The 20,277-nt window shown below is 68.8% G+C and carries 19 protein-coding genes; 9 read left to right on the top strand and 10 right to left on the bottom strand.

Features of this window, described 5'->3' with window-relative positions:
* The first annotated feature begins 251 nt into the window (after positions 1-251).
* From NA8_RS13015 to NA8_RS13025, 3 genes are all read left to right on the top strand, one after another.
* Positions 252-1,448 carry a glycosyltransferase family 4 protein gene (locus tag NA8_RS13015; protein ID WP_063050753.1) on the top strand — a complete coding sequence of 399 codons (1,197 nt, stop codon included), beginning with the start codon at positions 252-254 and terminating at the stop codon, positions 1,446-1,448.
* Positions 1,445-3,574, top strand: a complete 2,130-nt coding sequence (locus NA8_RS13020; RefSeq protein ID WP_439957385.1) for an amylo-alpha-1,6-glucosidase — start codon at positions 1,445-1,447, stop codon at positions 3,572-3,574. Before NA8_RS13015 ends, NA8_RS13020 begins: the two co-directional genes overlap by 4 nt.
* Positions 3,575-3,670: 96 nt before the next feature.
* Positions 3,671-3,859 (top strand): hypothetical protein, encoded by a 189-nt coding sequence (locus NA8_RS13025; RefSeq protein ID WP_063050648.1) that lies wholly within the window; start codon positions 3,671-3,673, stop codon positions 3,857-3,859.
* Between the two features lie 72 nt (positions 3,860-3,931).
* On the opposite strand, the gene NA8_RS13030 is transcribed toward NA8_RS13025, so the two are convergent.
* From NA8_RS13030 to NA8_RS13060, 7 genes are all read right to left on the bottom strand, one after another.
* A complete protein-coding gene (locus tag NA8_RS13030; protein WP_063050649.1) occupies positions 3,932-4,387 on the bottom strand; it encodes a DUF350 domain-containing protein in 456 nt (151 codons plus the stop codon).
* Between the two features lie 64 nt (positions 4,388-4,451).
* Positions 4,452-5,615 carry a glutathionylspermidine synthase family protein gene (locus NA8_RS13035; RefSeq protein ID WP_063050650.1) on the bottom strand — a complete coding sequence of 388 codons (1,164 nt, stop codon included), beginning with the start codon at positions 5,613-5,615 and terminating at the stop codon, positions 4,452-4,454.
* Positions 5,616-6,428: a hypothetical protein gene (locus tag NA8_RS34660; RefSeq protein WP_063050651.1), complete on the bottom strand. Its 813-nt coding sequence runs from the start codon at positions 6,426-6,428 to the stop codon at positions 5,616-5,618. It lies immediately after the preceding gene.
* A 31-nt stretch (positions 6,429-6,459) separates the two neighbouring features.
* Positions 6,460-6,738 carry an acylphosphatase gene (locus tag NA8_RS13045; RefSeq protein WP_063050652.1) on the bottom strand — a complete coding sequence of 93 codons (279 nt, stop codon included), beginning with the start codon at positions 6,736-6,738 and terminating at the stop codon, positions 6,460-6,462.
* Entirely contained in the window at positions 6,738-7,205 is a 468-nt protein-coding gene (locus NA8_RS13050; RefSeq protein WP_063050653.1) for an OsmC family protein, read from the bottom strand. Before NA8_RS13050 ends, NA8_RS13045 begins: the two co-directional genes overlap by 1 nt.
* A gap of 98 nt (positions 7,206-7,303) precedes the next feature.
* Positions 7,304-7,987: a response regulator gene (locus NA8_RS13055; RefSeq protein ID WP_063050654.1), complete on the bottom strand. Its 684-nt coding sequence runs from the start codon at positions 7,985-7,987 to the stop codon at positions 7,304-7,306.
* A gap of 54 nt (positions 7,988-8,041) precedes the next feature.
* The gene (locus NA8_RS13060; protein WP_084466747.1) at positions 8,042-10,588 is read right to left on the bottom strand and encodes an ATP-binding protein; all 2,547 of its coding nucleotides are present in this window, start codon (positions 10,586-10,588) and stop codon (positions 8,042-8,044) included.
* Positions 10,589-11,075: 487 nt separating this feature from the next.
* Between NA8_RS13060 and NA8_RS35030 the strand changes: the two genes are divergently transcribed.
* Genes NA8_RS35030 through NA8_RS13085 form a run of 5 tightly spaced genes read left to right on the top strand, consistent with a single transcriptional unit; the run spans position 11,076 to position 15,972 of the window.
* Positions 11,076-11,189 carry a potassium-transporting ATPase gene (locus NA8_RS35030; protein WP_157106673.1) on the top strand — a complete coding sequence of 38 codons (114 nt, stop codon included), beginning with the start codon at positions 11,076-11,078 and terminating at the stop codon, positions 11,187-11,189.
* Positions 11,186-11,272 (top strand): K(+)-transporting ATPase subunit F, encoded by an 87-nt coding sequence (gene kdpF / locus NA8_RS35705; RefSeq protein ID WP_062969850.1) that lies wholly within the window; start codon positions 11,186-11,188, stop codon positions 11,270-11,272. Before NA8_RS35030 ends, kdpF begins: the two co-directional genes overlap by 4 nt.
* A complete protein-coding gene (gene kdpA / locus NA8_RS13075) occupies positions 11,273-12,943 on the top strand; it encodes a potassium-transporting ATPase subunit KdpA (RefSeq protein ID WP_063050655.1) in 1,671 nt (556 codons plus the stop codon). It begins immediately after the preceding gene.
* A 16-nt stretch (positions 12,944-12,959) separates the two neighbouring features.
* Positions 12,960-15,098 carry a potassium-transporting ATPase subunit KdpB gene (gene kdpB / locus NA8_RS13080; protein WP_157106681.1) on the top strand — a complete coding sequence of 713 codons (2,139 nt, stop codon included), beginning with the start codon at positions 12,960-12,962 and terminating at the stop codon, positions 15,096-15,098.
* 1 nt (position 15,099) lies between these two features.
* Positions 15,100-15,972 carry a potassium-transporting ATPase subunit C gene (locus NA8_RS13085; protein ID WP_063050657.1) on the top strand — a complete coding sequence of 291 codons (873 nt, stop codon included), beginning with the start codon at positions 15,100-15,102 and terminating at the stop codon, positions 15,970-15,972.
* Positions 15,973-16,020: 48 nt separating this feature from the next.
* Here the strand turns inward: NA8_RS13085 and NA8_RS13090 are convergent, their stop codons facing one another.
* Positions 16,021-16,650, bottom strand: a complete 630-nt coding sequence (locus tag NA8_RS13090) for an MBL fold metallo-hydrolase (protein ID WP_218019446.1) — start codon at positions 16,648-16,650, stop codon at positions 16,021-16,023.
* A complete protein-coding gene (locus NA8_RS13095) occupies positions 16,644-17,729 on the bottom strand; it encodes an S-(hydroxymethyl)mycothiol dehydrogenase (RefSeq protein WP_063050755.1) in 1,086 nt (361 codons plus the stop codon). The genes NA8_RS13090 and NA8_RS13095 overlap by 7 nt, the downstream gene beginning before the upstream one ends.
* A 228-nt stretch (positions 17,730-17,957) precedes the next feature.
* On the opposite strand from NA8_RS13095, the gene NA8_RS13100 reads away from it, so the two are divergent.
* Positions 17,958-18,383 carry a DUF1707 SHOCT-like domain-containing protein gene (locus tag NA8_RS13100; RefSeq protein ID WP_062969845.1) on the top strand — a complete coding sequence of 142 codons (426 nt, stop codon included), beginning with the start codon at positions 17,958-17,960 and terminating at the stop codon, positions 18,381-18,383.
* Between the two features lie 57 nt (positions 18,384-18,440).
* Here the strand turns inward: NA8_RS13100 and NA8_RS33750 are convergent, their stop codons facing one another.
* Positions 18,441-20,090 carry a hypothetical protein gene (locus tag NA8_RS33750; RefSeq protein ID WP_157106674.1) on the bottom strand — a complete coding sequence of 550 codons (1,650 nt, stop codon included), beginning with the start codon at positions 20,088-20,090 and terminating at the stop codon, positions 18,441-18,443.
* Between the last annotated feature and the right edge of the window lie 187 nt (positions 20,091-20,277).

Raw genomic sequence — 20,277 nt, forward strand, 5'->3', positions numbered from 1 at the left:
TGAACCACACCGCCTGAGGTACCTCACACTCGGCCCCCCTGATCATGCCGAAGGCGTGACCAGGCCAACCAAGCCCCATGGACGGCGGTGCAGCTAGGTCTTCACCTCCGCCGCGGGGGCCACTTAGTTCAGTTCGGCGCCCGGTACTCCGAGTGCTGGGTGAATGCGAGTGCTACTTGGTTGTCCCTGGAAGGAGGGTCATGAGCGCGCTTTCCGTGCCGATTTCCGCGCAGGCGTCGTCCGATCTGGAGATGCCGTCGTGCGACTACGTGTCGACAGATCGCTCCAGCGGTCCGTTCCGGATCGCGATGGTCGTGCCGCCGTACTTCGACGTCCCGCCCAAGGCATACGGCGGTGTCGAGGCCGTGGTGGCCGATCTGGTCGACGCACTGGTGGCCCGTGGCCACGACGTGACTCTGCTGGGCGCGGGGGAACCGGGGACGAAGGCCAAGTTCGTGCCGGTGTGGGATCGGGCGCTGCCCGAGCGTCTCGGGGAGCCGTTTCCCGAGGTCGTGCACGCGTTGCGGGTGCGCCGCGCCATCGAGAAGCTCGTGGCCACATCGGGTGTCGACCTGGTGCACGATCACACCTTCGCCGGCCCGCTCAACGCGTCGATCTTCCAGCGCATGGGCCTGCCGACCGTACTGACCGTGCACGGGCCGGTGGAGGACGACATCTACCGCTACTACCAGGATCTGGGCGACGAGGTGGCGCTGGTCGCGATCAGCGATCGCCAGCGCGAGCTGGCGCCGGGCCTGAATTGGTCCGGGCGCGTGCACAATGCGCTGCACGTCGACGACTGGCCGTTCCGTATCGAGAAGGACGACTACGCGCTGTTCCTCGGCCGGTTCAACGAGTGCAAGGCCCCGCATCTGGCGCTGGAGGCCGCGCACGCCGCGGGCATTCCGCTGGTGCTGGCCGGTAAGTGCAGCGAACGTCCGGAACAGGCGTACTTCGAGGAGAAGGTGCGGCCGATGTTGACGGACAACGATCACGTGTTCGGTCTCGCCGACGCGGCGGCCAAGCGTAAGCTGCTTGCGAATGCGCGTTGCCTGTTGTTCCCGATCCGCTGGGAGGAACCGTTCGGCATGGTGATGATCGAGTCCATGGTTTGCGGCACGCCGGTGGTCGCGTTGCGCGGCGGGGCGGTGTCGGAGGTAATCGTCGATGGCGTGACCGGCCGCATCTGTGAGGATCCCGCCGAATTGCCCGCGGCCATCGAAGAGGTCCGCGGCATCGACCCGTATGCCTGCCGAGCCCACGTGCAGGCCAATTTCGGGTCCGACACGCTCGGCTTCGGGTACGAGCAGGTGTATCGCCGGCTGCTGCGTTCCAAGCAGCGGTTCGGCGCCGCGCCGCTCGACATCGCGGCGCCCGCGGCCGCGCCGCTCGACGCCACGGTGAACGGCTCCGCCTCCGTCCGGATCGCGGCGAGCGGATTGGCGTGAGCGGTGCCACCCCGTTGAGCCCGGCCCCCCTGAACTCCGGTGAGCCCACCGGGTTCGGGGGGTGCGGTTCGGTGACCCTGGTCGAAGGCGGCACGTTCTGCCTGTCCAATCGGCTCGGTGATGTCGAACCGGGCAAGCCGCACGGCTTGTTCTTCCGGGACGCGCGCGTGCTGTCCCGCTGGGAGTTGCTGGTGAACGGCAAACCCGCCGAGTCCCTTTCGGTGCTCAGTCCGGAGGCGTTCGCCGCCAGGTTCGTGTTGCGCAGGCCCCCGCAGGCGGGCCTGGCCGACAGCACGCTGCTGGTGGTGCGCGAACGGATCGTGGCCGACGGCATGCACGAGCTGATCACGCTGGAGAACATGGGCCGCGAGCCCACCGCGGTGCTGCTGGAACTGCACGTGGACGCCGACTTCGTCGACCTCTTCGCGGTGAAGGAAGGCCGGGCGGGGCACGGGCGCGCGGATATGACGGTCGCCGACGGTGAACTGGTGCTGCACGACCACGCCGATCGCAGCCGGGGGATCTCGATTTCGGCGACGGTGGAACCCGAAGTGATTCCGGGTTCGCTGCTGTGGCGGGTGATCGTGCCGGTCGGCGAATGCTGGCAGACCGAGATCATCGCCCAGCCGACGGTGGGCAACCAGCGATTTCAGGCCGTTTCACCGGGGGAGCACTACGGCATCAGCGCGCCGGGCCGCAAGATCGAGGCGTGGCGTGACACCGCCACCGACATCGCCGCGTCCGACCCGGTGCTCACCCGCGTGCTGCGCCGCACCGAGAGCGACTTGGGCGCGCTGCAGATGCATGACGAATCCGGCGAGGCCCGGCCGTTCGTCGCCGCGGGCGCGCCGTGGTTCATGACCCTGTTCGGCCGCGACAGCCTGCTCACCGCGTGGATGGCGCTGCCGCTGGAGGTCGATCTGGCGCTGGGCACGCTCCAGCAGCTGGCGGAACTGCAAGGCCAGGACGTGAACCCGCTCACCGAGGAGGAACCCGGGCGCATCATGCACGAGATGCGGCGCGGACCCGCGGGCGGGCAGGTGTTCGGCGGCAACATCTACTACGGAACCGCCGACGCCACACCGCTATTCGTGATGCTGCTGGCAGAATGCCATCGCTGGGGCGCCGACTGCGAGGCGATCCGGCAATTGCTGCCCGCCGCCGACGCCGCGCTGCGCTGGATCACCGACTACGGCGACCGGGACGGCGACGGCTTCGTCGAGTACCGTCGCGCCACCGACCGCGGTCTGGTCAATCAGGGGTGGAAGGACAGCTTCGACGGAATCAACGACGCCACCGGCCATATCGCCGAGGCGCCGATCGCGCTGTGCGAGGTGCAGGGCTACGTGCACGCGGCGATGCTGGCCAGAGCCGAGCTGGCCGAGGCTTTCGACGACCCGCGGCTGGCCGGCCTGCTGCGCGAACGCGCCGCGGAGTTGCGCGTCAAGTTCGCCGAGCAGTTCTGGCTGCCCGACCGCGGCTGGTACGCCGTGGCGCTGGACGGCGGCAAACGTCAGGTCGACGCGCTGACCAGCAATGTCACCCACTGCCTCTGGTCGGGTATCGCCACCGACGAGCACGCGGCCGAGCTGGTGTCGCGGATCGCGTCCCCGGAGATGGACTCCGGCTTCGGTCTGCGCACCTTGGCCTCCAACATGGGCGCCTACAACCCGATGAGCTATCACTGCGGCTCGATCTGGCCGCACGATACGGCGATCGCGGTGGCGGGCTTGCTGCGCTATCGTCACGTTCCCGGCGCGGTCGAACTGGCGACCCGGCTGGCCATTGGTCTGTTGGACGCGGCGGCGGTGTTCGACGGCCGCCTGCCGGAGTTGTTCTGCGGCTTTCCCCGGTCCCGATTCGCCACGCCCGTGCCCTATCCGACGTCCTGCTCGCCGCAGGCGTGGGCGAGCGCGGCACCGCTGTTGCTGGTGCGCTCGTTCCTCGGACTCGACCCGGACACGCCGAGCAGGACGCTCACCGTTCGGCCGCAGCTACCGGCGCGGTGGGGCAAGGTCTCGCTGCGCGCGTTGCGGCTCGGTGCGACCACCGTCGACCTGGAGGCCGAGGGCACGCAGATCACCGCGGCACGCCTGCCCGACGACTGGCGGCTGGTGACCCGGTGAGCCGCACCCGGTTGCCGAGAGGCCCGAGCGGGTATGCCTCCGGCGTAGGGACATTGCAAGCCTTCTCGCACTGATACGCAGCACGGGAGGTGCACGATGCAGACATCGCTGGATACGCAGGACCTCTGGCGGAGCCGATACCGGGACTGTTCCGCGGAGCCGCCGACAGATCTCGACCTCGATCGCGCGCTGTTCATCCGCGGTGTGCACGCCGGTCATGGTCCGGAGTGCCGCCAGTACCTCGCCGCGGCGGCGTACTGTCTCGACCACGGAGACGAGCACTGACCAGCGGCCGCGCCGCCGCGAGGGATGCCGGGCCGGTACCGAACGTCCCGCCCGATCAGTTTCCGCATACCCCTAGAGGATCGCGAAGGCGACGACCAGTCCGAGCGCGAAATGCGCGGCCGCCACCACGAGGACCTCGGTGGTGTAGGTGTCGGCGTGCAGCGCGGCGCCGATGTCGATCCCGAGCGCCCGCTCGATCACGCGCACCGAGATGACCTGGGCGACAATGCCGACCAGGCCGAACACCAGCGCGGCGATCAGGCCCTCGGACAGCTTGCCGCCGCCGCCCACTGCGAAGATGGCGAGCACGACGATGAACGCCATGCTGATCATGCCCGCGGCGGTGACGATGATGGCGTTCGGCTTGCCCGCCACCACCAGTTTGCGCAGCTTGCCCGGCGTGGTCAGGTCGATGGCGTAGAAGCCGACGAGCATGAGCACCAAGCCGACGAGGGCGTAGAGGATGATCGCTCCCACACCCTCGCCCAGCGAGTTCCAGTACCCCGATTCCAGGGCGACTGTGGTCATCTTGATCCTTCCGAGAAAGATTGGCGGGCGGCCGAGATTATTTCGTGCTTGCCGGTGACGAGGCTCAATCGGTGATGCGGTGCGGGACGAAGGCGGAGCCGTCGTCGGTGATCAGGCCCGCCGTCTCGCGGATGCCGAGGCCCGCCGCGGCGTCGCCGACGATCCACGCGCCGAGCACCGGACGCATGTCGTCGAATTCCGGCAGCGGGTCCAGCAACTGGTACACGTAACCTTCCTCGCCGTAGACACCGCCGGTCGCGGTCTCCAAACCCGCGCCGACGATCGTCATATTGGCGCCCTCGCGTCCCAGCTTCGGTTTGCGGATGTACTCGGTGAGTTCGTTGGGCTGGTCGAGATAGGCGGGCAGCAGGTTCGGGTGGCCCGGGTACATCTCCCACAGCACCGCCAGGATCGCCTTGTTGCTCAGCAGCGTCTTCCACAGCGGCTCGATCCACATGGTCTCCGGCAGACTGTCCACGACGCGCTTGCCGAAATCGTCGTCGAGCGCCCACTCCCACGGGTAGAGCTTGAAGATCGCCTCGATCGGAGCCTCCGCCAGATCGACGAAACGTTCCAGCGCGGAATCGAAGCCGATCTCCTCGATCGGCAGCGCGATGGTGTCGAACCCGGCCTCGGCCGCGGTCTCCTGCATGTAGGCGGTGGTGACGTTGTCCTCGCCGGTGGCGTCCGCGCCGGACCAGGTGAAATGCAACTGCGCGCTGGGCAGTACGTCGCGCAGCTCGCCCCACCGCTCGACCAGCTTCTCGTGCAACGAGTTCCACTGGTCGCCACCGGGGTAGCGGTCGGTCAGCCAGTGCCACTGCACGATCGCCGCCTCCAGCAGCGAGGTCGGCGTGTCCGCGTTGTACTCCAGCAGTTTCGCCGGGCGTCGCGCGTCGTAACGAAGGTCGAAGCGCCCGTACACATGGGGGTCGGAGCGCCGCCAGGATTCGGCGATCGGGCCCCAGCTCCACTCGGGCAAACCGAAATCGGCGTACCGCTCGGTCAACACGATGTGCTCCACCGCGTTCAGGCACATCGAGTGCAGCAGTTCGACGTCGGCCTCCAAGGCGAGGATCTCCGGCATCTCGAACTCGTAGTGCACCGACTCGTCCCAGTACGGCCGCGGCTGACCGCTCGCGTCCCGTCCCGGCGAACCGTAGACCAGGCCCTGGCCCTCGATGATCTGCTGCCAGCCCGTCCGGGGCGTATCCCGCACGCGCCGCATCTACGACCCTCCGCCGGTGCTCTTGCTGCCCAAGCCGCCGCGCTGGATCGTGGTGCCGCTCTTGGTCTTGATCTCGGCGCCTTTCGGTTTGATGGTGGTGCCGCCGGTCGGCGGTCTGCCGACGGTGCCGGTGCCGCCGTAGTAGTAGCGGTACTGCGGTCCGCCACCGAGGATGATCAGACCGGGACCGACACCGGTGTCGCCGATGAAACCGGGACGACCGTCGCCGCAGTGGGAGTCGTCCACCACGATCTCTTGGCCGTTCTCGACTTTCACGCACTGAGCGGTGACCCGGTCCGGCGCGGTCAGGGCGCGGTAGGTCAGGTAGCCGCCGCCGACCAGCGCGGCTACGCCGACAATGGCGGCACCCCCGATCATGACGCGTTTGCGGGTGCGCTTCTTGGCCTCCTCGACCGCCGCAGCCGCGCGCTGCGCTTCTTCGGCGCGCTTGCGGGCCTTGTCCCTCGCCCGTAACTCGGCCACCGTGGGCGGGCGGGGCCGGGTCACGCCGGCTTCTTGCCGCTGGATACTGCCAGGACGCGGCGGGTGCTCGGCGGGTGGTTGCTGCTCGGCCGGACCGCTCGGGCTGCCGGGCGGCACCGAAGCGGGCGTCGACCAGTCGATCTCGGACTGCTCGGGGCCACCCGGTGTGGAAGCGGGTTCCGTGCCACCGGAGACGGGCGTCGACCAGTCCTCTTCGTCGCCGGACCCGGGTGTGGCCGCGGCCCGATCGTTCTCCTCGGGGCGTGGCGTCCCGGACGGCCGCTGGGGATCGTCCCGGCGCTCGTCGTCACCCGGATTCCGCGTGCTCACCGCTGTTCCCCCCTCGTCGCCCGAACCACCACTAACGCTCCTCGAAACCGGTCAAATCACCCCGCGCGGGCTCCCAGCTTTCCACAACCAAACTGACCTGACCAGGAGTATCGCCGGAACGCAGCTGTGCGAGCAACCGCTCGCAGGCCGGTCGCGACCCTTCGGCGACCACATGCACCCGGCCGTCCCTGGCATTCCTCGCCTGCCCGACCAGCCCCAGCTCCAGCGCCCGCGACCGAGTCCACCAGCGGAAACCCACGCCCTGGACCAGGCCGTGCACCCAGGCGCTCAACCGAACGGCCTCGTCCATCAGGCCTCGATGTCGAACGACAGCGTCACCTTCGATCCCGCCTTCAGCGTCCGCCCCACCGTGCAGACCTTGTCGATCGCACGCTGCACGGTGACCAGCAAGCGTTCGCGGGCCTCGTCGTCTAGTTCGCTGAGATCGAGTTCGAACACTTCGTCCAGCCGCGGGTAGACCTCGTTCTCCCGGTCGGCGTCGCCGGAGACGCGGATCGTCGCATCGAAGTTGTCGCCGAGTTTGCGCGACAGCGGGAAGTCCGCGCTCAAGCCGGAGCAGGCGGCCAGCGCGATCTTCAGCAGCTCGCCGGGGGTGAACACACCGGGAACGCCCTGCGAACCGATCAGGACCTCGGCGCCACGGGAGCTGCGTCCGGTATAGGCCCTGGTTCCGGTGCGCTCGACCCACAGCGTGGTGGGTTCCGGCGCGCTCGGCGCCGCGGTGGCGGTGGCGGGTGTAGCGGTGTGTTCAGCCATGGGTTCGATCCTGCCATTGTCGTCGCAATCAACTCGCGCGCCTGGCAACGTCGCGCCCCGCCGCGCCATTCCGCGCGGTCGAAGGCTCGTGGCCGGGATTACTCCTGGAACCGGTAACCCATGCCCGCTTCGGTGAGCAGATGCCTGGGATGCGACGGATCATCCTCCAGTTTGCGGCGCAGTTGCGCCAGATAGACCCGCAGATAGTGGGTCTCGGTGGCGTAGGACGGGCCCCACACCTCCCGCAGCAGCTCGCGCCGCCCGACCAGCTTGCCGCGGTTGCGGACCAGCATCTCGAGCATGCCCCACTCGGTGGGCGTGAGGTGCACGGCATGGCCTCGCTTGGTGACCCTCTTGGCGGCCAGGTCGACGGTGAACGAGTCGGTGGTCACTACGGGCGCCGAGGCGTCGGAATCGGTGGCGCCGCGCCGGACGGCGGCCCGCAGCCGCGCCAGCAGCTCGTCCATGCCGAACGGTTTGGTTACGTAGTCGTCGGCGCCCGCATCCAGCGCTTCGACCTTGTCGGCGGAATCCGTCCGCGCCGACAGCACGATCACCGGCGCCGAGGTCCAGCCGCGCAATCCCGCGAGCACCTCGATGCCGTCCATGTCCGGCAGGCCGAGGTCGAGGATCACGACGTCCGGGTGCCGGTCGGCGGCCGCGCGCAGACCCGCGCCACCGGTCGCGGCGGTGATCACCTCGTAGCCACGGACCGACAGGTTGATCCGCAGCGCGCGCACGATCTGCGGTTCGTCGTCTACCACGAGTACCTTCGTCGCCATCGTCTCGGGCGTCTTCGTCACAACCGCCGCCTCCTGTGTCGTCACCCGGACACCTCACTCACCCGCGCGCGTCGTTTCGTGCGCTGCGCCGCCGCCCGTGCCGTCCACCTCCGGCGGCTCGCCGCCGGGCAAGTCGATCAGCATGGTCAATCCTCCGCCGGGGGTGGGCTCGGCGTGCACGGTGCCGCCCATGGCGTCGACGAACCCGCGCACCACCGACAGGCCGAGCCCGACTCCGGTGGTGTTGTCCCGGTCGCCGAGGCGCTGGAACGGTTCGAACAGCTGCTCCTCGGTGCCGGGCGGTACGCCGGGGCCGGTGTCGACGACGGCGATCGAGACTCGGTCGCCGGTGCGTTCCGCGGTGACCCGGACCGTGCCCACGCGTGGCGCGTGGCGCAGCGCGTTGTCGATCAGGTTGGCCAGTACGCGCTCCAGCAGCCCGCTGTCGGCGCGCACCGAGACGTCGCCGACCTCGACCCGCACCCGATCCATCGCCGTGCGCCGCAGTCCCCGCGCGCCCATCCCGACGCTCACCAGCGCGCGGTGCACCGCCTCGTCCAGGTAGACCCGCCGCAACCGCGGCGTGACTACGCCGACCGCGAGCCGGGAGGAGTCGAGCAGATTGCCGACCAGCGCGGTGAGCTGGTCCACCGATTCCTCGATCGTCTCCAGCAGTTCGGCGGTGTCCTCTGGGGAGAATTCGATGTCGTCGCTGCGCAGGCTGGACACCGCCGCCTTGGCGCCGGCCAGCGGGGTGCGCAGGTCGTGGCTGACCGCCGAGAGCAACGCGCGCCGCAGGCGATCGGCTTCCAGCAGGGCCGCGGCGGCGCCGGCCTCCTCGGCCAGGCGTGCCTGCCGGACCAGAGCGACGGCCTGGTTGGTGACCGCGTTGAGCACCGGCCGGTCGGCCGCTGCCAGTGGACGGCCCGCCAGCAGCAGCCAGTGGCCGGCATCGCCCGCTTCCACCACGGTGTCCGCCTCGGAGGGCTGCCGCGGCGGGCCCACACCCGCCTGGGCGAGCACCTGGTCACCCGCCATCAGCGTGACCGCGCGCTGCGCGAAGACCTCCCTGATCTGTTCGAGCAGCCGGGGCAGGTCCGCGCCGTGCAGAATCGCGCCGGAGAACATGGTCAGCAGCTCGGCTTGCCGGGATGCCTTACGCGCCTGCGCGGTTCGTTTCGCGGCCAGATCGACCAGCGCCGCCACCGCGACGGCGACGATGAGCAGCACCACCACGGTAATGAAGTTGTTCGGCTCGGCGATGGTCAAGCTGTGGCGGGGCGGCGTGAAGAACCAGTTCAACAGCACGCCAGAAAACAGCGCCGAGACGGACGCGGGTACCACGCCGCCGAGCAGGGCCACCGCCACTACGCCGACCACGAATACGGCGCTGATGCCGCCGAGATCCAGCACGTCGTCGAGGTAGGCGGCGCTGATCGTACAGACCAGGGCCGGTACGAGAACGGCGGCGAGCCACGCGGCCACGGGTCGGCGTGGATGCAGGGCCGAGTACCGCAGCCCGCGGTGAGCTTCTTCGTGCGTCACCATGTGCACGTCGATCTTGCCGGAGCGCTGTACCACTGTGGACCCGATGCCCTCGTCGAACATCCGCGCCCAGCGCGAGCGCCGTGAGGTGCCGAGCACCAGTTGGGTGGCGTTCGCCTCACGGGCGAACTCGAGCAGTGCGGTGGGCACGTCGTCGCCGGTGACGGTGTGCAGGGAGGCGTCCAGGCTGGCCGCCAGCTCGCGCAGCCGCGCCATACGCTCGGTGGAGACCCCGGCCAGGCCGTCGCCGCGCACCACGTGCACGACCACCAGGTCGGCGCTGGATTTGGTGGCGATCCGGCTTGCTCGGCGCACGATGGTCTCCGATTCCGGGCCGCCGGTCACCGCGACCACGACGCGTTCGCGCGCCTCCCACAGTTCGGTGATCTTGTGGTCGGCCCGGTATTTCGCCAGCGCGGCGTCGACCTGGTCGGCCAGCCACAGCAGCGCCAATTCGCGAAGCGCGGTGAGGTTTCCCGCCCGGAAGTAATTGCGCAAGGCGGCGTCGATGCGCTCGGCGGCGTACACGTTGCCGTGGGAAAGCCTGCGTCGCAGCGCTTCGGGGGTGATGTCGACCAGCTCCACCTGGTCGGCTTCGCGTACCACCGCGTCGGGCACGGTCTCGCGCTGCTGGATGCCGGTGATCTGCTCGACGACGTCATTGAGACTTTCCAGATGCTGCACGTTGACCGTGGAGATGACATCGATACCCGCGTCGAGCAGCTCCGCCACATCCTGCCAGCGCTTCTCATGCTTGCTGCCGGGCGCGTTGGTGTGGGCCAGCTCGTCGACCAGCACCACCGCGGGCGCGCGCCGCAGCACCCCCTCGACGTCGAGTTCGGAGAACGTGCTGCCGCGATACTCGATCAGCTTCGGGGGAATGCGCTCGATGCCCTCGAGCAGTTTCTCGGTCTTCTCCCTGCCATGTGTTTCGACCACCGCGGCCACCACGTCGCGACCACGCTCCAGTCGTCGGTGCGCCTCGCCGAGCATGGCATAGGTCTTACCGACTCCCGGCGCGGCGCCGAGGTAGATACGCAGCTGACCACGTTTCACCCGTTCATCATCGCGCGCCGCGCGTCCTCGGCCGTACAGCCCAAGGGTGTGGCGGCGCGCTGTGCCGCGTATCCGGACCATGCCACTGGCATGTCACCGCCGCGCATGGTTCGCCTCCACCACCACGGCCCGGCGGGCGTGAGTTTGTTTGTGGGCTGCGAGCGCGCGGATGATAAGCGCGCAGCAGACGAACAAGACGACTACGGCTACTGCCGACACGACGGTCCTCTCTTCCCACCCGGCCGGCGATGCACCGGCCGCCCCGGCGTTCTCGGCCTGGCGACTCCCCAGTTCTACCTTCGTCGCACGCGTGGACCTCGATTTTTACGGTGTGTTGACGGTTCACCCGCATACCTTGACGCGATACTTGCGGACGCCGTGTGGGCGTCAACGAACCGCAAAGGCCGAGCATCGGGGCATCAAGAAGTCGTCAGGGAGTGCCCCGAAGGGGCGCAGGGGCGCTTCACTCGCTCTGTCGCGCCGAAGCATGGCGCGCGCGGATGGAGGTTGTCGAGTTATGTCGGTCGTGGTGTTCACCGCGCTCACCGTGGCGGCGTTCGCGTTGCTCGGGCTGGTCCAGCGCGGGGTGGAGAAGTTGTGACCGCGAATTGGATCGGTCTGGTTCTCGCTGTCGGCGTGGCGATCTACCTGATCGCGGCGCTGCTGTTTCCCGAGAGGTTCTGAGTGAGCACGACAACCGCCGGGGCCGTTTTCGTGGCGGCCCTGATCCTGGCGCTCGCGCTGGTGCACGTGCCGCTGGGGGATTACATGTACCGGGTGTACGAGGGGCGAAGACACTCTCGTGCCGAACGCCTCGTCTACCGCGCGATCGGCGCGCAACCCGAAGTCGAGCAGCCGTGGCCGGTGTACGCACGCAGTGTGCTGGCCTTCTCGGCGGTCGGCATTCTCTTCCTGTTCTTTTTCCAACTCCTGCAAGGCAGATTGCCGCTGCACCTGAACGATCCGGGCACCACGATGACGCCTGCGCTGGCCTGGAACACCGCGGTCAGTTTCGTGACGAACACCAACTGGCAGAACTACTCCGGTGAATCCACCCAGGGGCACCTGGTACAGATGGCTGGACTCGCCGTGCAGAACTTCGTCTCGGCGGCGGTCGGCATGGCTGTGGCGGTTGCGCTGGTGCGCGGGTTCGCCCGCAGGCACACCGGCGACCTCGGCAACTTCTGGGTGGATCTGGTGCGCGGCACGCTGCGCATTCTGCTGCCGATCGCGTTCGTGTTCGCGGTCGTGCTGGTGGCGGGCGGTGTGATCCAGAACTTCCACCTGCACGATCAGGTGGCGCAGACCCTGAACGGCACCGAGCAGACGATCACCGGTGGGCCGGTCGCCAGCCAAGAGGTGATCAAGGAACTGGGCACCAACGGCGGCGGCTTCTACAGCGCCAACTCCGCTCACCCGTTCGAGAACCCGACTGCGTGGACCAACTGGGTGGAGATCTTCCTGCTGCTGGTGATCGGCTTTTCGCTGCCGCGCACCTTCGGCCGGATGGTGGGCAGCCGCAAGCAGGGCTACGCGATCGTCGCGGTGATGGGGACGATCGCACTGATCAGCGTCACACTGACCAATTTCTTCCAGCTCCAGCACCACGGCACCATGCCGACCGCGATCGGCGCCTCGATGGAAGGTGTGGAACAGCGCTTCGGCGTGGCGAACTCGGCGACCTTCGCCGCCTCGACGACACTGACCTCCACCGGAGCCGTCGACTCGTTCCACGACTCCTACACCAGCCTCGGCGGCCTGATGACGATGTTCAACATGCAGTTGGGCGAGGTCGCGCCGGGCGGCACCGGATCGGGCCTGTACGGCATGTTGATCCTGGCGGTGATCACGGTATTCGTCGCCGGGTTGATGGTCGGTCGCACCCCGGAGTACTTGGGCAAGAAGATCACGCCGCGCGAGATCAAGCTCGCCGCGTCGTATTTCCTGATCAGCCCGCTGATCGTGCTGGTGGGCACCGCCGCGGCGATGGCGATGCCGGGCCAGCGCGCGAGCATGCTGAATTCAGGGCCGCACGGTCTGTCGGAGGTGCTGTACGCGTTCACGTCCGCGGCCAACAACAACGGCTCGGCATTCGCAGGCCTGACCGGCAACACCGAATGGTACAACACCGCACTCGGTCTCGCCATGCTCTTCGGCCGCTTCCTGCCGATCATCTTCGTGCTCGCGCTGGCCGGTTCACTGGCCCGGCAGGGTACCACCCCCGCGTCGATCGGCACGCTGCCGACGCACCGGCCGCAGTTCGTCGGCATGGTCGTCGGCGTGACGGTGATCCTGGTCGCGCTCACCTTCCTGCCCGCGCTGGCGCTCGGGCCGCTCGCCGAAGGAATCCACTGACATGTCCAGTTCTGTAATGGATGAGAAGGTTTCGGCGCATGCCGTGCCCGAGCGGCGGCGGGGCGAGAGCGTCCCCAGGGGAGTGCTCGATCCGAGGATGCTGCTGACCTCGTTGCCGGACGCGCTACGCAAGCTCGATCCGCGCACCCTGTGGCGCAACCCGGTGATGCTCATCGTCGAGCTGGGCGCGGTGTGGTCGACCGTTCTCACACTGGCGGATCCGTCCTTTTTCGCCTGGGCGATCGTCGTGTGGCTGTGGCTCACGGTGATCTTCGCGAATCTGGCCGAGGCGGTCGCGGAGGGGCGCGGCAAGGCGCAAGCCGACACACTGCGTAAGGCGAAGACCGACACCGTCGCACGGCGACTGGTCGAGTGGTCGCCGGGCGCGCGGCCGGTCGAGGAGCGCGTCGCCGCTCCGGGACTGCGCCGCGGCGATCACGTCGTGGTCGAGGCCGGGCAGGTGATCCCGGGCGACGGCGACGTCGTGGAAGGCATCGCCTCGGTCGACGAGTCGGCGATCACCGGTGAATCCGCGCCGGTGATCCGGGAATCCGGCGGCGACCGGTCGGCGGTGACCGGCGGCACCACCGTGCTGTCGGACCGGATCGTCGTGCGGATCACCCAGGAGCCGGGGCGCAGCTTCATCGACAAGATGATCGCGCTGGTGGAGGGCGCGAGCAGGCAGAAGACCCCGAACGAGATCGCGCTGAACATCCTGCTGGCGGCGCTGACGATCATCTTCGTCTTCGCGGTCGTCACACTGCAGCCGATGGCGATCTTCAGCAAGTCGAACAATCCGGGGGTGCCGGACAGCGCGGCGCTGGACACGCACGGTGTCACCGGCATCGTGCTGGTCTCGCTGCTGGTGTGCCTGATCCCTACGACCATCGGCGCGCTGCTGTCGGCCATCGGCATCGCGGGCATGGACCGGCTGGTGCAACGCAACGTGCTCGCCATGTCCGGGCGCGCCGTCGAGGCCGCCGGAGACGTCAACACGCTGCTGCTGGACAAGACCGGCACGATCACCCTCGGCAACCGCCAGGCCGCGGACTTCGTCCCGGTACCGGCCGTGAGCAAGGAAGAATTGGCCGACGCCGCACAGCTTTCCAGCCTGGCCGACGAGACACCAGAGGGTCGCTCCATCGTGGTCTACGCCAAACAGGTGTACGGGCTGCGGGAGCGGACGCCAGGCGAACTGATCCACGCACACTGGGTCGAGTTCACCGCGCAGACCCGGATGTCGGGCGTCGACATCGATGGCCGCCTCCTGCGCAAGGGCGCAGCGAGCGCGGTCACCGAATGGGTGCGAGCCCACGGCGGTTCGGTACCGAGCGAACTCGGCGCGACCGTGGACGGGATCTCCGCGGCGGGCGGCACACCGCTGGTCGTCGGCCGGGTGGCCGACGGAACGGCGAAAGTGCTCGGCGTGATCCACCTCAAGGATGTGGTGAAGCAGGGCATGCGGGAACGGTTCGACGAGATGCGCCGGATGGGCATCCGGACGGTGATGATCACCGGCGACAACCCGTTGACCGCCAAGGCGATCGCCGATGAGGCAGGGGTCGACGACTTCCTCGCCGAGGCGACGCCGGAGGACAAGCTGGCACTGATCAAGCGGGAACAGGACGGCGGACGGCTGGTCGCGATGACCGGTGACGGCACCAACGACGCGCCCGCGCTGGCGCAGGCCGACGTGGGCGTCGCGATGAACACCGGCACCTCGGCCGCGAAGGAGGCGGGCAACATGGTCGATCTGGACTCCGATCCGACCAAGCTGATCGAGATCGTGGAGATCGGCAAGCAGTTGCTCATCACCCGCGGTGCACTGACCACGTTCTCCATCGCCAACGACATCGCGAAGTACTTCGCCATCATTCCGGCGCTGTTCGTGACGCTGTTCCCCGGTCTGGACCGGCTCAACGTGATGCGCCTGGCCAGTCCGCAGTCGGCGATCCTGTCGGCGGTGATCTTCAACGCCCTCGTCATCGTGGCGCTCATCCCGCTCGCGCTGCGCGGTGTGCGCTACCGGCCGTCCCACGCGTCGAAGTTGCTCAGCCGCAATCTCACCGTCTACGGACTCGGCGGCGTCATCGCGCCGTTCCTCGGCATCAAACTCATCGACCTCGTTGTCCACTTCCTCCCCGGGATGTCCTGAGATGCGCCTTTCGACCTGGATCCGACAGCATCTCGCCGCGTTGCGCGCCCTGCTCGTACTCACGGCGATCACCGGAATCGGCTATCCCCTGGCGGTACTCGCGGTGGCGCAGCTACCCGGGCTGCACGACAAGGCGGACGGTTCACTGCTCGAGGCGAACGGATCGATCGTGGGCTCCGCCCTCATCGGTCAATCGTTCACCGACGACGCCGGCGGTGCCGCCCTCGCGCAGTATTTCCAGAGTCGCCCGTCGGCCGCTGGTCACGGCTACGACCCGATGGCCACGGCGGCGAGCAATCTCGGACCGGAGGACATCGTGGACACCGCGTCGCGGGCTAGCTTGCTCACCACCGTGTGCGCGCGTAGCAAGTCGGTCGGCGACCGTGAGGGGGTCGACGGCAGTCGCCCGTTCTGTACGAAAGACGGCGTGGGCGCGGTCCTCTCGGTGATCGGTCCTCGTGGCGCCGACGGCGACGTGGCACATCCGGTGCAGGTCGTCAGCGTCAACCAGGTCTGCCCCGCGCGGCCGTTCCTCGCCACCTATCGCGGAGTGCGTGTCGAATGTGCCGAACCCGGCCGGGACTACACCCTCGGCCGGATCGTGCCGATTCGCGGTGACGCCCCGGACGCCCCGGCGGTGCCCCCGGACGCCGTATCCGCGAGCGGCAGTGGGCTGGACCCCCATATCTCACCGGAGTACGCGACCATTCAGGTGGCACGCGTCGCGAAGGCACGCGGGATCACCGAGGGGCAGGTGCGGGCACTGGTCGACGAACACACCCGCGGCCGGACCCTAGGGTTCCTGGGTGAGCCGCGGGTCGACGTCCTGCGATTGAATCTGGATCTGGATCAGCGCTACCCGTACCGCGGCTGAGCGGGATCGCGGGTGGCCGCACTCGATCCACCCGCGATCCTCGAGGTCTCAGTGACCGCGGGCGATCCACTCGGCCAGGAACGGTTTCTCCGCGCCGATGGTGGTGGAATCGCCGTGCCCGGTGTGCACCGCGGTTTCCTCCGGCAGCGTCAGCAGGCGGTCGCGGATCGACTCGATGATCGTGCCGAAATCGGAGAACGAGCGACCGGTCGCGCCGGGCCCGCCCGCGAACAGCGTGTCGCCCGTGAACACGGCTTTCGCGTCCGGCAGGTGCAGGGCGACCGAGCCGGGGGAGTGCCCGGGCGTGTGCAGGACGTGGATCTCGGTGTTCGCCACGGGTATCCGATCGCCGTCCGTGAGCGGCTGGTAGCCGGCGTCCGGGTGGGTCATGCGCCACAGCGGCTCGTCGCCGGGATGCAGCAGGACCGGTGCGTTCAAGCGTTCGGCGAGTTCGGGCGCCACCGTCACGTGATCGTTGTGCCCGTGGGTGCACACGATCGCGCGGACGGCGCGGCCCGCGACCGCCGCGACGATCGGGCCCGCGTCGTGGGCGGCATCGATGACGACCACCTCGTCGTCGTCACCGACCAGCCAGATGTTGTTGTCCACCGCCCAGGTGCCGCCGTCCAGGCAGAAGTCGCCGGAGGTGACGACGCGGTCGATGCGGGCGGTCACCAGACCACCACCGAGCGCAGCACATCACCGGTGTGCATCTCGGCGAAGGCCCGCTCCACCTGGTCGAGCCCGATGCGTTCGGTGACGAAGCGGTCCAGCGGCAGCCGTCCCTGGCGGTGCAGGCCGATCAAGGTGGGGAAGTCGCGTTCCGGCAGGCAGTCGCCGTACCAGGAAGATTTCAGCGCGCCGCCGCGGGAGAAAAGGTCCAGCAGCGGCATCTCGATGGTCATCTCCGGGGTCGGCACGCCGACGAGCACCACCGTGCCGGCCAGGTCGCGGCCGTAGAACGCCTGCTTCCAGGTCTCCGGCCGTCCGACGGCCTCGATGACGACGTCGGCGCCCCACCCGTCGGTGTACTCCTGGATCTTCTCGATCACGTCCTCGGTGGTGGCGTCGATCGTGTGGGTGGCGCCGAAGTCCTTGGCCAAGCGCAGTTTCCGGGTGTCGCGGTCCACCGCGATGATGGTCCTGGCCCCCGCCAGCCGGGCCCCGGCGATAGCCGCGTCCCCGACGCCGCCGCAGCCGATCACCGCGACGGTGTCGCCGGTCGACACGTTGCCGGTGTTCATCGCCGCGCCGATGCCCGCCATCACGCCGCAGCCGAGCAGGCCTGCCACCGCGGGGTCGGCCGCCGGATCGACCTTGGTGCACTGGCCCTCGTGCACCAAGGTCTTGTCGGCGAAGGCTCCGATGCCCAGCGCGGGGGTCAGCTCGGTCCCGTCGGCGAGGGTCATCTTCTTGCTCGCGTTGCGGCTGTCGAAGCAGTACCAGGGACGGCCTCGTTTGCACGCCCGGCACTCGCCGCAGACCGCGCGCCAGTTGAGAATCACGTAGTCACCCTCCGCCACGTGGGTGACCGCGGCGCCCACGGTTTCCACCACGCCCGCCGCCTCGTGACCGAGCAGGAACGGGAAGTCGTCGGTGATACCGCCTTCGCGATAGTGCAGGTCGGTGTGGCAGACACCACAAGCCTGAACCCGCACCACCACGTCGTGCGGTCCGGGATCCGGGATCACCACCTCGACGATCTCGACCGGTGCGCCTTTGCTGCGGGCCACGACCCCGCGGACGGTTTCCGACACCTGTTCCTCCTCCAGCGAGTTGATCGGGACGCGGAGCCGGCCGTTCGGCGGGCCCGCGAGCCGAACACCTGTCCATACAGTTGTTCTCGTCCAACCGAACATTACCGCCGCCGGGTGGGAAGTCCCCGCTTTCGGGCGCTGAACGTCCAAGGGTTGACATTCCACTTTGGAGGGTTATGCTAGATCTATATTCCACTATGGAGGGTGGAACCGTCGATAGGACCAGGCATGGACATCTCCACCGGCACCCGCGCCTCGAATGCCGAACGCGACGCCGTGGTGCGCCTGCTCGGCAGGCATATGGCAGACGGGCGGCTCGATCTGCCCGAATACGACCAGCGCGTCGCTCAGGTGTACGCGACCACCGATCGTGAGGATTTGCGCTCGGTGCTGTCCGATCTGCCCGAACTCGGCAAGGATGCCGTCGCACCGGCTTCCGCGCGCCCGCGCATCCCGATCTGGCAGCGCATCGAGGGCAGCACCTGGCTCGCCGTGAGCCTGCTGGTGCTCGTCATCTGGGGTGCGGTCTCGCTGAGCGTCGGCGCCTTGACCTACTTCTGGCCGATCTGGGTGATCGGCCCGTGGGGCGCTGTCCTCGCCTTCCGTATGGTGGCCGGCTTCGAGAACGGCCGGTTCACCCACCGCGCGAGCTGAGCCCCGCTTCTCGGCGCTGTCACCCGGCGCACCGGGTGACAGCGCCGATTTCGTGTCCTACCACCCGCGCCGCGAGGTGGACTCGTGCGAGGGGGCCGGGTTTTCGCGCCGTGAGCGCTGATCGCCGCGATGGCGGCGGTCGGGTGGCGGTTGATCGTAGGTCCGCTCCGGGGTGCGTTCGGACGGTGTCGGCCGGTCCCGCCGACCGGTCCTCGGCTCGAAGTCCATCGGCGGCTGAAGGTTGCGCCCTGACTGCCGACCGGGTCGTGAACGAGGGGAATCGGTCTCGTCGGGGTAGCGATCCGGCTGCCGGGCGACGTGCTGGTCGTCCTCGGCGAGTTCGCGGTGTCGACGTCTCGGGAGGTCGGGACGGTCGGGGGTGGGCCGGGTGGGCACTTGCGGCTCTTCCGCACCGGGCCACCGATCGCTGCGCTGCGCCGATTCGGGTTCGCCTCGTCGACGGCGCGCCGGGGACGTTCGCGCCGGCGAGCCGTAGCCGTCCGACCGGAGGTTCTGTTGCCCCGAGTCGTCGCGTGATCGTCGATCGGCACCGGCGCGGTGGGATGAGGGTCGGGGGGCGGCGGCGCTTGGTGTGGAGCGGCGCTCGGAAGCTCTCGGAGCGGCCGGAGGTCGTTCGCGACCGGACGAGAGCCGCGCATGCTCGTCGTCCACAGCTTTGGCCGACCGGCGTGCGGTTCCGGTGCCGGACGCGTCATCAGGCAGCTTGCGGAGGGACTTGCCCGCACGCGGCGGCTGCGGTGGACGGCCCGGCTGGAGGACGGGTAGTTCGCGGGTGGTCTGCGCGGCGTTGACGCCCTTCTCCCGGTAGGTCGCGGGAATGTCGTGGGCGCGCAGCCATGCGCCGGGGTCTCGGCGGGCGCCGGCGTCCAGCCAGGGAATGGTGTCCTCGAGCAGATCGAGGAGGTCGCCGGGCCCGTCGCCGAGGGCGCTGCGAATCGCGTGGAAGGCGTCGGGGTGAAACGTCCACTTCCATTCGGAGGGCGGATGCCCACTGCCGTGCCACCGGCCGTGCACGACGAGGTCGCCGGAGCGGCCGATCCTGGCTCGCACCGTTCGCCTGTTCGATTCGACGACGAGTTCGCCCGTCTCGGTGCGGGTGATCTGCTCTGTCTCGTCATGGTCGTCGAGCTCGTCGGGGTCGGCTTCATCGTCGGGGTCGACGCGGCGAATCCATTTCGTCATCGCGTTCAGGGTTGGCAGGGGCAGCCGTTCGCCCGAGGCGCCGCGGCGGGTGATCCGCAATGTCCGCGCAATCCCGGAGACGAGATCGGCGCGCCCTGCGGAATCCTCGGGTTCGAGCTGGTCGTCGTGTTCGAGGTCGACCACGGGAGCATGCCTCCCGGCCGCATCCGTGCGATGCGCTCGCTCGCCCCTGCCATACGCCGTGCCCGCGCGATGACCGGTTCGACCGGGAAAATTCCCAGGACTGGGAGTTTCGTACTGCTCGGCGTCGCCCCACCGCGCATCGGCGTCCTGCTCCGGCCCCCGCAGCTTGATCTCGAACCACGCCGCGGCCAGGGCGGCTACACCGAGAGCGGCCGCGACCGCCACCTCCACCCGCACATCGCCGAGCAGCGCGCTCTTGCTGCGCTCGCAGGCGTGCAGGAACACCAGGCTGCCGAGCACCAGCCCCGCGATCCGGGCAAGGCGCAGCCGCGTGCTCGTCCCTGGTGAGGGGGCAGACATCGTGGTGCGCTCCCGAACGTTCCGCTGGCGAATCAGAGGGATCGTATGTGGCCGGAGGGCGCGGCGTCAGTGCCAGTTCGAGACCGCCCGAATTCTGCGGACCCACGGGCCGGGAAGCGGACCGGCGATCGAGCGAACACGCAGGGGTGGCGTGCCGTCGCGGGCGAGGGCCGAATGGTCCGCGGTT

Source organism: Nocardia arthritidis NBRC 100137, from assembly GCF_001612765.1.
Taxonomy (GTDB): domain Bacteria; phylum Actinomycetota; class Actinomycetes; order Mycobacteriales; family Mycobacteriaceae; genus Nocardia; species Nocardia arthritidis.